At 40.1% G+C, this 11,717-nt stretch carries 12 protein-coding genes; 1 reads left to right on the top strand and 11 read right to left on the bottom strand.

Annotated elements, in window-relative coordinates:
• Nucleotides 1-141 precede the first annotated feature (141 nt).
• Nucleotides 142-1,089 carry an endonuclease/exonuclease/phosphatase family protein gene (locus HJC33_RS07145; protein ID WP_216366662.1) on the bottom strand — a complete coding sequence of 316 codons (948 nt, stop codon included), beginning with the start codon at nt 1,087-1,089 and terminating at the stop codon, nt 142-144.
• Nucleotides 1,090-1,181: 92 nt separating this feature from the next.
• Between HJC33_RS07145 and hflX the strand changes: the two genes are divergently transcribed.
• Nucleotides 1,182-2,393, top strand: a complete 1,212-nt coding sequence (hflX, locus tag HJC33_RS07140; RefSeq protein WP_171658125.1) for a GTPase HflX — start codon at nt 1,182-1,184, stop codon at nt 2,391-2,393.
• A 271-nt stretch (nt 2,394-2,664) separates the two neighbouring features.
• On the opposite strand, the gene HJC33_RS07135 is transcribed toward hflX, so the two are convergent.
• The 10 genes from HJC33_RS07135 to HJC33_RS07090 all read right to left on the bottom strand — a co-directional run bounded on the left by HJC33_RS07135 (nt 2,665) and on the right by HJC33_RS07090 (nt 11,714).
• The gene (locus tag HJC33_RS07135) at nt 2,665-3,600 is read right to left on the bottom strand and encodes a DUF3078 domain-containing protein (protein WP_171658124.1); all 936 of its coding nucleotides are present in this window, start codon (nt 3,598-3,600) and stop codon (nt 2,665-2,667) included.
• A 59-nt stretch (nt 3,601-3,659) separates the two neighbouring features.
• On the bottom strand, nt 3,660-4,163 hold the full coding sequence (locus tag HJC33_RS07130) for a DUF2480 family protein (protein ID WP_171658123.1): 504 nt from the start codon (nt 4,161-4,163) through the stop codon (nt 3,660-3,662).
• Between the two features lie 67 nt (nt 4,164-4,230).
• Complete coding sequence (locus HJC33_RS07125; protein WP_171658122.1) at nt 4,231-4,560, bottom strand: DUF59 domain-containing protein; 330 nt, start codon at nt 4,558-4,560, stop codon at nt 4,231-4,233.
• Between the two features lie 4 nt (nt 4,561-4,564).
• The gene (locus HJC33_RS07120; RefSeq protein WP_171658121.1) at nt 4,565-4,987 is read right to left on the bottom strand and encodes a SufE family protein; all 423 of its coding nucleotides are present in this window, start codon (nt 4,985-4,987) and stop codon (nt 4,565-4,567) included.
• A gap of 72 nt (nt 4,988-5,059) precedes the next feature.
• Nucleotides 5,060-6,286: an aminotransferase class V-fold PLP-dependent enzyme gene (locus HJC33_RS07115; RefSeq protein ID WP_171658120.1), complete on the bottom strand. Its 1,227-nt coding sequence runs from the start codon at nt 6,284-6,286 to the stop codon at nt 5,060-5,062.
• 29 nt (nt 6,287-6,315) lie between these two features.
• Nucleotides 6,316-7,632 carry a Fe-S cluster assembly protein SufD gene (sufD, locus tag HJC33_RS07110; RefSeq protein ID WP_171658119.1) on the bottom strand — a complete coding sequence of 439 codons (1,317 nt, stop codon included), beginning with the start codon at nt 7,630-7,632 and terminating at the stop codon, nt 6,316-6,318.
• Between the two features lie 10 nt (nt 7,633-7,642).
• Nucleotides 7,643-8,395: a Fe-S cluster assembly ATPase SufC gene (gene sufC, locus HJC33_RS07105; protein ID WP_171658118.1), complete on the bottom strand. Its 753-nt coding sequence runs from the start codon at nt 8,393-8,395 to the stop codon at nt 7,643-7,645.
• Between the two features lie 43 nt (nt 8,396-8,438).
• Nucleotides 8,439-9,884 (bottom strand): Fe-S cluster assembly protein SufB, encoded by a 1,446-nt coding sequence (gene sufB / locus HJC33_RS07100; protein WP_171658117.1) that lies wholly within the window; start codon nt 9,882-9,884, stop codon nt 8,439-8,441.
• A 39-nt stretch (nt 9,885-9,923) separates the two neighbouring features.
• Nucleotides 9,924-10,253, bottom strand: coding sequence for a HesB/IscA family protein (locus HJC33_RS07095; RefSeq protein WP_171658116.1), 330 nt, complete (start codon nt 10,251-10,253; stop codon nt 9,924-9,926).
• Nucleotides 10,254-10,370: 117 nt separating this feature from the next.
• Nucleotides 10,371-11,714 carry a hypothetical protein gene (locus tag HJC33_RS07090; protein WP_171658115.1) on the bottom strand — a complete coding sequence of 448 codons (1,344 nt, stop codon included), beginning with the start codon at nt 11,712-11,714 and terminating at the stop codon, nt 10,371-10,373.
• Nucleotides 11,715-11,717: the final 3 nt, after the last annotated feature.

The raw sequence follows: 11,717 nt of genomic DNA, 5'->3' as shown, positions 1-11,717 counted from the left end.
TAAGATTAGGACTACAAATTTATGTTCAAAACTTATATTCCCGATAAAAACACTTATTATTTCGATGAATTACCCAGTTGAAGGTTTTCAGCTGTTGTGAAACTGCAATTTTTTGTTGTTTGTAGTATTTTTCTTTGAAAATTATTGGTTTTCCTCAAACACAGCATAAACGGGAAAGTGGTCGCTATAACCTCCCAAATATTTCTTTCCTGCAAATGTTCTGAACGGATTTCCTTTATACCTGCCCTTCCACTCTTTTAAGAACCTTGGGGAAAATACTTCGGCTTTTCTGAAACTATGTGTTCCTTTTTCATAATTTAAAAAAGAGTGCGAAATCAAAATCTGGTCGAAGAGACTCCAGATGCCTTTGTAATTGGCACTTCCAGACACAGGAGAAAGTAACTTTTGCATAGGGTTGATAAAAGCTCCAGTGGCCATCAACGATTGTATACTTGAAGAATTTGGGTCATCGTTAAAATCCCCCATAATAATGCAGTTGAGCGAATCTTCACCAACAACCTGTAATTTTTGAAGAATGGTCTGTGCCGCTTTTATTCTTTTATAACTGGTTTCTTCAGCTCCATCCCTTCTAGATGGCCAATGGTTTACGAATACATGCACCACTTCTTGATGCAATTTTCCCTTTACATATAAAATATCTCTGGTAAAATCCCTTACCCCATCTTCGTTTTCAATCAGCAAGGGAATGGTTTCAGATTCGAGCACAGCAAAGTGCTTTTTGTGGAAGATCAGTGCAGTGTCGATGCCACGTTCATCTGGAGAATCAAAATGAACAAATCCATAATCTTCATTCCGAAGCGATTTACTTTTGAGCAATTTCTGAATAACAATCTTATTCTCCACCTCGGCAAGACCCACCAATATTGGAAGCTTTTTAGTCTCCTCAAGTCCGATACGTGAGATGGTCTTTCCAATTTTTTTGACTTTTCTTCTAAACTTTGACTCGTTCCATTTTTTGAACCCATCCGGAGTAAAATCATCATCCAAAGTATGCGGGTCATCCTTGGTATCAAAAAAATTTTCGAGATTATAAAAAGCTATGGTGTATCTGTTTTCCTTGCTATGCAATTTGTAAATGGTTTAGTGTTTTTTCAATATATAAAATCCAAAGTAAAAAAGCCTTCCAAAACATTGATTAGATTTGCACATTAATTGATTCAATGCTAGAGAAGAAAGCCATAGAATATGAAAAGACGGTGCTTATTGGAGTTATCAATAAGGATCAAAATGAGGACAAAGTAAATGAATATTTGGATGAGCTCGAGTTTTTGACCTATACCGCCGGTGGCGAGGTTGAAAAAAGATTCACCCAACGTGTTGAAGTACCCAATCCCAAAACCTATATAGGAAGCGGGAAAATGGAAGAAGTACAACGCTACGTAAAGGCCAATGAAATTGGGTCTGTTATTTTTGATGACGAACTCTCTCCTGCGCAGCAAAATAATATTGAGAAACTTTTGCGATGTAAGATTTTGGATAGGACCAGTCTTATCCTTGATATTTTTGCCCAGCGTGCCCAGACCAGTTATGCGAGAACTCAGGTAGAATTGGCACAATACGAATACCTACTCCCACGCTTGACCGGACTGTGGACTCACTTGGAGCGCCAACGAGGGGGTATTGGAATGCGTGGTCCAGGTGAAACGGAAATTGAAACGGATAGACGTATTGTTCGTGATCGTATTGCGCTTCTTAAAAGAAAGCTTACAAAAATTGACCGCCAAATGGAGACCCAGCGTGGCAATAGAGGTGCGCTGGTAAGAGTAGCCTTGGTGGGGTATACCAATGTAGGCAAATCTACCTTAATGAATGTCATTAGCAAGAGCGAGGTTTTCGCCGAAAATAAGTTGTTCGCCACCTTAGACACTACAGTTAGAAAAGTGGTCATAGGCAACCTTCCTTTTCTTTTGAGTGATACGGTAGGTTTTATTAGAAAATTGCCGACACAATTGGTGGAAAGTTTTAAAAGCACCTTGGATGAGGTAAGGGAGGCTGACCTGTTATTACACGTAGTAGATATTTCGCATCCCAATTTTGAAGAGCATATTGACTCTGTGAACAAGATTCTGGATGAAATTAAAAGTGCTGATAAAAAAACGATCATGGTTTTTAATAAAATAGATCAGTACCGACCAGAGACTATTGCTGAAGATGATTTGGTAACAGAACATACCAAGGCACATTTTACCATTGAAGAATGGAAAAATACCTGGTTCAATAAAATAGGTGACAGAGCACTATTCATTTCAGCTCTGAACAAAGAAAATCTGGATGAATTTAGGAAGCGAGTGTACGATGAGGTACGCGACATTCATGTAACTCGTTTCCCTTATAATAACTTTTTATATCCAGAACATCTAGATCAGTACTAAATCGAATCATCAGACCATCTGTTCACTTTGTCGATAAACGGTAGTGCTTAACTTTTTCTACCACAACTTTTTGTGGATTCACAACAAAAATTTAAGCTCTAACCACAGAAAACCTATTTTCATACTGTTTTTAAGTCTTAGTGTCTCGCCGAGTCTTTCATGGACCTAACCTACTTAGACCATGGCCTTAAAAACAACCTCAAATCATAATTTAACCCCATAAAAAAGCCCTCGCAAAACGAGGGCTTTTTTGTTTGGTTTTTTCAAATTTCTAGAACGAATAGCTCAAGCCCAATGTCCAATAGGTTTGTAATTCGTTATCAATAGTATCGAACGTAGCATTTGGGTCTGGGGTCGGAGCATTGTTCACAATATAGTTCAAGGTCTCCTGTTTGTTATTTCTCAAACCAAAATCAAACCCTACCCCTATCATTTTCCATAAGGTATAGGCAAAGGAGTTGGTCCAGGTCCAATTGCTCAAATCACCGCTCTTGTAACTTTGGAACATGGAAAGGTTACTCTTAAAATTCACCGCTCCTATCTTCTTGGTGTAATCGGCAACTATTTTTGCTCCCAGTGAAGATTCAAAAATGGTATCCTCACTACTGAACACAAAATTGTAGTTAAGCGGGTGAACCACCACAACCAAATCGGTAATCGGAGTCCATGTAGCCCCAATACCCAAATCTAAATAACCCGGGTCATTGAAGTTGCTCAAAATTGTGGTTCGATATTCTCCTAAAGTGGAAACAGCAAATTTGTCGCTCAATTTTCTTCCATATAGCGAAGAAATATTGAATACATCCGTGGCCTCACGGAATCCAGATTCATCATTGGGATCATCCTGATCATCCAATTTCACCCAATTTAAGTTGATATTGGCCGCATTTCTCCAAAAGAATTTTTCCTCTTGTTGATTGGCAAACGCATTCACCGTAAAACCAATAGTTCCAGAAGAGTTATTTGGAATGCCTTGGGCAAACCAGTTATTGAACTCAGAAATACTTCCTCCAATAGTACCAAAAGCACCAACTTTCCACCCAGGCAGGGCATCTAACTGTGCTTGAAGGGCATCAACCCTTGCTTGAATGGCGGCAATGGAATCTTTCTTTGGCGCCATCTGTGCCTTCAATTCTTCCTCGGTCTGCGCCCAAGCTGAATTGAAAGTGAATGTAATCAGGGCAATAACAATACTCAGTTTTTTCATAGTAGAGAGTTTAGTGTTGAGACACCAAAAATATGAAATGTCACACTTAAAATATGGGGTTATTTTCTCTTGAACAAAGGAACAGATGAACAGGCCTCTCCATACATGACACTTTTAGCTACTTGCTGTATTTTGGACATTGCCATGATATAGGCATTCTCTGGAACTGGTTTGTTGGAACAACCTTTTATAATTACAGGCTTATCAGCAAATGGAGCGGTATCCAGACTATTCAAAAGTTCTTGATAGATGGCAGTTTCTAAATCTTCCATATTTCCAACCACCACTTTTTTAACAAAGGGATTTAATCTGGAAGCCACCAGCATGAACGCCCAACCCGGAATTATGGCATCTGTTGAACAATACAGGGCTACATAGGTATTTTGGTAAGCGGACCAATCCTGTTCATCAACATATTTTCTGAAATCTTTTTCTTTTAGAATGATACCTTCATAAAGCCAATCCTTAATGTCCAAGGTTATTCTTTGACCTTCGGGATATAACTCCTCCAAATCAAATGTGACCAGTTTACTTTGGGCAACTCTATTTACGATTTCATCCATCAGATTTGAGTATTGAGATTTGAGTATTGAGATTTTCTCAATACTCAACACTAAAGTCTAACATCTATTATAATAGTCCCAGTTCCAATTTCGCTTCCTCACTCATCAATTCTTGCGTCCAAGGTGGATCAAAGGTGATTTCAACCTCCACATCATTGAGCTCATCCAAGGATTTGACTTTTTCTTCTACCTCAACGGGCAAAGTTTCGGCCACGGGACAATTGGGTGAAGTCAAAGTCATTAAAATCTTTACGTCGTTATTCTCATTTACAAAAACATCGTAAATAAGACCCAATTCATATATATCCACAGGGATTTCGGGGTCATAAATCGTCTTCAATACCCTTACTATTTTTTCTCCCAGTTCTTGTGTATCTATGGTAATTTCTTCGCTCATTTTTCTAGTTTAATTGTGTTTGATAGGCCACCGCATACAGTTTTAGCTGCTTTACCATACTTACCAAACCATTGGCCCGTGTTGGTGACAAGTGCTCTTTAAGCCCAACCTCATCAATAAAGTCCGTATCGGCATCAATAATATCTTGTGGCTTCTGGTTACTAAAGGTCCTGATCAATATAGCTATGATACCTTTGGTAATAATGGCATCGCTATCCGCTGTAAAAACCAATTTGTCGTTATCCAATTCAGCATGCACCCATACCTTACTTTGGCAACCTTTAATAAGATTGTCATCAGTTTTGTGCTGATCATCAATCAATGGAAGGGATTTTCCAAGCTCAATCATGTATTCATAACGTTGCATCCAATCATCGAACATGGAAAACTCATCCACTATTTCTTCTTGTATTTCTGGTATGGTCATATCTCAATTTTGTTCAAAAATACAATTCGGATGAATGCCTATCAAGTCTTTAAGATAAAGATAACTACCGTATTACAGCAGCATGTTCTTGGCTCTTTTTACACCTTCGACCAATGTATCCACTTCTTCCTTAGTATTGTAAAAGCTAAAACTGGCTCTAACTGTTCCAGGAATTTGGTAAAAATCCATGATGGGTTGTGCGCAATGGTGCCCGGTTCTGACAGCTATCCCCAGTTTATCCAGAATTGTTCCTATATCATATGGATGGATTCCATCTATATTAAAGGAAATAACTGAAGTTTTGTGCGTTGCGGTTCCGTAAATTCTTAACCCTTCAATAGAAAGTAACTGTGCTGTAGCATATTGAATCAGTTCATCTTCATATTGGGCAATGACATCGAAACCAATGGAATTCATATAATCCAAAGCAGCTCCAAAAGCAATTCCGCCGCAAATGTTGGGAGTTCCTGCTTCAAATTTATGGGGGAGGTCTGCATAGGTAGTCTTTTCAAAAGTGACCTCCGCAATCATTTCTCCGCCTCCTTGGTAAGGTGGTAATTTTTTGAGCCATTCTTCCTTGCCATACAATATCCCTACACCCGTAGGACCACACATTTTATGTGCTGAAACGGTATAAAAATCAACATCCAGTGCCTTTAAATCTGGTTTGATATGAGCTGCCGCCTGCGCGCCATCAATTAAAACGGCGGCACCCACTCTATGGGCAGCATCAATTATTTCCTTTATGGGATTAATGGTCCCCAACGCATTGGAAACATGGTTACAGAATACCAACTTGGTTTTTTCGGAAAGTAATTGATGGTAAGCATCCATCTCCAATTCACCTTGCAAGTTCATCGGAATAACTTTTAGGATGGCACCTGTACGTTCGCAGAGCATTTGCCAAGGCACAATATTGGAATGGTGTTCCATGGCCGACACCAAAACCTCGTCTCCTTTCTTTAGAAAGGAGGTAAACCCTGTGGCCACCAAATTGATACTATGGGTGGTTCCAGAGGTAAAGATCACCTCATGGGAATGTCCAATGTTGAAATGTTCCTGAATTTTTTTTCGGGCAATTTCGTAGGCATCCGTGGCCTCTTGCGAAAGACTGTGCACTCCGCGATGGATATTGGCATTGTATCCCTCATAATAATCCACAATGGTGTCAATTACCTGTCTGGGTGTTTGCGACGTGGCTGCATTGTCCAAATACACCAATGGTTGTCCATTCACCTCCCGGTTTAGGATAGGGAAGTCCTTTCGTATCGTATCTATATCAAAAGAGGTCTGTAACATGTATTCCCTTTTAGGGTGAGATTGGAGGACTATAACTCAAAGCCTACACGAACTCCCAACTTGCTGGCAATAATCTTATTGATTCTTGCCTTCAACTCAGGAATACGAACACTTTCCAACACGTTGTTGGCAAAAGCGTACATCAACAATGCAGTGGCCTCTTTTTTAGGAATCCCTCTAGATCTTAAGTAGAACAACGCGTCTTCATCCAACTGGCCAATAGTACATCCGTGGGAACATTTTACATCATCTGCAAAAATCTCCAATTGTGGTTTTGTATTGATGGTAGCCTTATCACTGATCAATATGTTATTGTTCTGCTGAAAGGCATTGGTTTTTTGAGCAATCTTGTCCACAATAATTTTCCCGTTGAAAACCCCTGTGGATTTCTCCCCAAAAATTCCTTTATAATCTTGGTGGCTTTCACAATTGGGTTGTGCATGGTGCACCAAGGTATGATGATCTACGTGTTGCTTTTCGCCCAAAATAGTTACCCCCTTAAGCGTGGAATCTATTCGTTCGCCATTCTGATAGAAATTCAAATTGTTCCGGGTCAGTTTTCCTCCAAATGAAAAGGTGTGCACCTTCACCACACTATTGTCCTTTTGTGATATGTAGGTGTTGTCCACCAAGGAAGCGGTATCAGAATCATTTTGCACCTTGTAATAATCCACATGGGCATCTTTGGCTGCAAATATCTCGGTCACGGAATTGGTAAAGACCTCGTTTTCGGTCAAACTTTGATGACGCTCAATAATCTGTACTTCTGCATTTTCTTCGGCCACGATCAAATTACGAGGTTGAAGCATCAAGGCGGCTTCATTACCCGTAGCCAAATGCAAAATTTGAATAGGCTTTTTAGGCATTTTGTTCTTCGGAATATAGATGTACGCACCTTCTTTACTAAAGGCGGTATTCAATGTGGTCAGCGATTCATCTTTAGATGCCACTTTATTGAAATACACATCGATTACCTGTCTGTACATAGGTTTGCTGAAAGCGGAACTCATCAAACAAACATCAACACCATCATGGGTTGTTTCTGATAGATAGGAGCTGTAGACTCCATCCACAAAGACAATCTTATAGGTGTCTATTTCATGAATAAAGTACTTTTTAATGTCCTTATAATCCAAAGCACTTTCCTGTTTTGGAAAAATACTAAAGTCCACTTTCTGAAGGTTGTTCAGCGAGGTGTACTTCCAAGCTTCCTCTTTTTTGGAAGGGAAACCTTTGGTCTCAAAGTTTTTAATAGCTTCTGAACGAACCTCATGAACCGGATTATCCAAGTCCACTGTGTTTTCAAATGCCAAAAAAGATGAGAGTAATTTATCTTTTAAATCCATCTGCCAATACTTAAGCTACAGTTTCCTGCTTGATCCAATCGTATCCTTTTTCCTCCAGTTCCAAAGCCAATTCCTTGGTGCCAGATTTTACAATCTTTCCATCATGGAGCACATGTACAAAGTCAGGAACAATATATTCCAACAATCTTTGGTAGTGTGTGATCACTATAATGGCGTTGTCCTTGTTTCTTAATTTGTTGACTCCATTGGCCACAATGCGAAGTGCATCAATATCCAACCCGGAATCGGTTTCATCCAAGATGGCCAATTTAGGTTCCATCATGGCCATTTGAAATATTTCGTTTCGTTTTTTCTCACCTCCTGAAAAACCTTCGTTCAAGGAACGCGACAAAAACTTGCGGTCTATTTCCAACAATTCGGATTTCTCACGAATCAGTTTCAACATTTGATTGGCGGGCATATCCTCCAAGCCTCTTGCTTTTCTGGATTCGTTGATGGCCGTTTTCATGAAGTTGGTCACGGAAACCCCTGGAATCTCCACTGGGTATTGAAAGGAAAGGAAAATCCCTTTATGGGCTCTTTCTTCTGGCGCCAATTCTTCCAAATCCTCACCTTCCAAGGAAATGTTCCCTTTTTTGATTTCAAAATCCTCTTTTCCTGCAATAACGGATGCCAAAGTACTTTTTCCAGAACCATTGGGTCCCATAATAGCATGTACTTCTCCTGGGTTTACTTGAAGGTTGATTCCCTTGAGTATCTTTTTATCCTCTACGCTTGCGTGTAAATCTTTAATTTCTAACATGATCTATGATTGACTGCTCAGATGCAGATTTAAGTATTGTTTATTATCCTACTGAACCTTCTAGGCTTATTTCCAATAATTTTTGTGCTTCCACTGCAAATTCCATGGGCAATTTGTTCAAGACTTCCTTGCTAAATCCATTAACGATAAGGGCAATGGCCTTTTCGGTATCAATGCCTCGCTGGTTGCAATAAAAAATCTGATCCTCCCCAATTTTACTTGTGGTAGCCTCGTGCTCTATTTGTGCAGTTTTATTTTTTGCTTCTATATAAGGGAAAGTATGTGCGCCACATCGATTCCCCATCAACAAAGAATCACATTGCGAAAAGTTTCTGGCATTTTCTGCCCTACTGTTCACCTGTACCAGACCTCTGTAACTATTTTGCGACTGCCCTGCTGAAATTCCTTTGGAGATAATGGTGCTCTTGGTGTTTTTGCCCAAGTGAATCATCTTGGTCCCAGTATCTGCTTGCTGAAAGTTATTGGTGACCGCAATGGAATAGAATTCGCCAATGGAATTATCCCCTTTCAAAACGCAAGATGGATATTTCCAAGTAACTGCCGATCCAGTTTCAACCTGCGTCCAAGAAATCTTCGCGTTTTTCTCACATAATCCTCTTTTGGTCACAAAATTGAAAACCCCTCCCTTGCCTTCCTTATCACCAGGGAACCAGTTCTGTACCGTTGAATATTTGATTTCGGCATTGTCCAAAGCAATGAGTTCAACTACAGCTGCGTGCAATTGGTTTTCATCTCGGGATGGAGCGGTACAGCCTTCCAAATAGCTAACATAACTTCCCTCATCAGCAATGACCAAGGTGCGTTCAAATTGTCCTGTCCCTGCTTGATTGATTCGGAAATACGTGGACAATTCCATAGGGCAACGTACGCCTTTGGGAATGTAGCAAAAGGATCCATCAGAAAAGACCGCCGAATTCAATGCGGCATAAAAATTGTCTTTTTGCGGCACCACGGAGCCAATATATTTCTGGACCAATTCTGGATGTTCCTGGATTGCTTCAGAAATGGAGCAGAAAATAATTCCTTTTTCCGCAAGTGTTTTTTTAAAGGTGGTAGCTACCGAAACGGAATCCATAACAATATCCACAGCAACTCCTGTCAGCTTTTTTTGTTCGTCCACGGAGATGCCCAACTTTTTGAAAGTTTCCAACAATTCTGGATCAACTTCATCCAAACTATTGTATTTGGGTTTTTTGTTGGGTGCGGAATAGTAAGAGATATCTTGAAAGTTCGGTTTTTGGTAAGTTACGTTGGCCCATTCCGGCTCTTCCATTTCCTTCCATACCCTGAAGGCCTCCAACCGCCATTCGGTCATCCATGCTGGCTCTTGCTTTTTCTTGGAAATAGCAATAACAATATCTTCGTTCAACCCTTTGGGAAGGGTATCCGACTCAATATCGGTATAGAAACCATACTCGTATTCTTTGGTTTCCAGTTCTTTTTTTAATTCTTCCTCTGTGTAAGCCATGTGTTCTCAGTTAGTCAATTGGCAATAAACAATCTTGAATCAAAGCGAAAAGCTTTCTCCACATCCACAGGTTCTTTGGGCATTGGGATTATTGAATACAAATCCCTTCCCGTTCAAACCTCCAGAATACTCCAGTGTTGTACCCACTAAGTATAAAAAGCTCTTCTTATCAACAATGATTCTTACGGCATTATCCTCAAAAACCTTATCTGAATCTGAGGCGGTTTTATCAAAGTTCAACTCATAGGACAATCCACTACAACCTCCACTTTTTACTCCAACACGTACAAAATCCGTTGTAGCATCAAAACCTTCTTCGGTCATGAGCGACACTACTTTTTGTTTTGCAGTTTCCGAAACTTTAATCATATTTAACTGGATTTGTTCTAAATAGCCTACAAATATACTTTATTAGTAGAGTTTTTCCATGTTCCCTAACATTATAATAACGAATGTTTCCATAAGAGTTTTCTATGGATGGCAGGACTATTTTATTTTGATAACGACCAAGTCGGTCAATCCTTTGTGCTCCAACTCCAAAAAGTCATCACTTGCAGCCTCGCCAACGAGTACTAGAGCACCATCTGAATCTTCTATGACATCAAAGCCAAAATCAAGACCCGAACCTCCAAAAGATTGTTGATAGACAAGTTTTCCTGAAGCATCTGTTTTAATAACCCATAGGTCATTTTCGCCATGGTTTCCTGAAGCATCCCCATCTGAGCTTTTAGAGTTCCCCGCCAGCACAAACCCTCCATCCGATGTGGTACTCAATCCTCGGGCAGCATCAAAACCTATCCCTCCAAAAGTCTTTTCCCACAACAAATTGCCTTTATCATCAATTTTGATGAGCCAAACATCAGACTCCCCATTGTTTCTTGATACATCTGCATCTGTACTAAAGGTATTCCCCACAATGGCATAGTCTCCATCTTGGGTCTTTACGATATCATAAGAAATCTCTATTCCGGTTCCTCCAAAAGACTTTTCCCAAAGCATGTTGCCTTTTCCATCCACTTTCACCACCCAGAAATCATAACTTCCCTTAGTGTTGGAAATGTCAAAATCATCACTTTCAGAAAAACCAGCCATTACAAACCCTCCATCATCTGCTTGCACCACGCCATGGGCACGATCGTTGTTAGTGCCTCCAAAATATCGCCTCCACTGCAAATTGCCATTGGCATTTAAACGGGTACCCCAAAATTCACCAACGCCATGCGCAGTAAGTGAAGTACCCTTTCCAAAATTTCCCTCACCGTTGGACAAGGTAACATCAAGAAATCCAGCAAAGAAAAAGCCTCCATCATCGGTTTGAATAACATCATAAGAGTGGTCATGTCCTGCAAATCCAAAGCTCTTTTCCCAAAGAATATTTCCAGATGCATCCAAGCGCAAAATCCAATTGTCATGAAACCCCTCATTGTTGCTCCCGTCTCCATCATCACTCATGGCATAACCAACAATCGCATAGCCTCCATCAGTTGTCTGAATTACAGATTGGCCTTTGTCATCCTTACTGCCTCCGTAGGTTTTACTCCATTGCAATGTTCCGTCAACATCCAGTTTAAGGAGCCAATAATCGTTCACTTCCATGGTTTTTGATGCCAAGTCTCCATCAATACTATTGCTGTAACCCAAAATTGCATAGCCCCCATCTGAGGTTTGGATTACAGATTGTGCCGTGTCCTCCCCGCTTCCACCATAGGTTTTTATCCAATCCACTTCTCCCAAAAAAGTGACTTCATTCATAGTATCTGTTGATGAATCATCATCTTCAGAACATGACCAAAAAGTCATCACCCATAAAAACAATAGTACCCTTTTCATAGC

The organism is Flagellimonas amphidinii (assembly GCF_013090115.1).
Taxonomy (GTDB): domain Bacteria; phylum Bacteroidota; class Bacteroidia; order Flavobacteriales; family Flavobacteriaceae; genus Flagellimonas; species Flagellimonas amphidinii.
Note: the sequence above shows the minus strand (reverse complement) of the source record. Positions and strands in the feature narration are given on the sequence as shown.

Coding starts and splice junctions, on each gene's coding strand:
- sufC (WP_171658118.1), bottom strand. CDS start 8,395: ATGTTAGAAATTAAAGATTTACACGCAAGCGTAGAGGATAAAAAGATA.
- hflX (WP_171658125.1), top strand. CDS start 1,182: ATGCTAGAGAAGAAAGCCATAGAATATGAAAAGACGGTGCTTATTGGA.
- HJC33_RS07115 (WP_171658120.1), bottom strand. CDS start 6,286: ATGTTACAGACCTCTTTTGATATAGATACGATACGAAAGGACTTCCCT.
- HJC33_RS07130 (WP_171658123.1), bottom strand. CDS start 4,163: ATGGATGAAATCGTAAATAGAGTTGCCCAAAGTAAACTGGTCACATTT.
- sufB (WP_171658117.1), bottom strand. CDS start 9,884: ATGGCTTACACAGAGGAAGAATTAAAAAAAGAACTGGAAACCAAAGAA.
- HJC33_RS07125 (WP_171658122.1), bottom strand. CDS start 4,560: ATGAGCGAAGAAATTACCATAGATACACAAGAACTGGGAGAAAAAATA.
- HJC33_RS07090 (WP_171658115.1), bottom strand. CDS start 11,714: ATGAAAAGGGTACTATTGTTTTTATGGGTGATGACTTTTTGGTCATGT.
- sufD (WP_171658119.1), bottom strand. CDS start 7,632: ATGGATTTAAAAGATAAATTACTCTCATCTTTTTTGGCATTTGAAAAC.
- HJC33_RS07095 (WP_171658116.1), bottom strand. CDS start 10,253: ATGATTAAAGTTTCGGAAACTGCAAAACAAAAAGTAGTGTCGCTCATG.
- HJC33_RS07135 (WP_171658124.1), bottom strand. CDS start 3,600: ATGAAAAAACTGAGTATTGTTATTGCCCTGATTACATTCACTTTCAAT.
- HJC33_RS07120 (WP_171658121.1), bottom strand. CDS start 4,987: ATGACCATACCAGAAATACAAGAAGAAATAGTGGATGAGTTTTCCATG.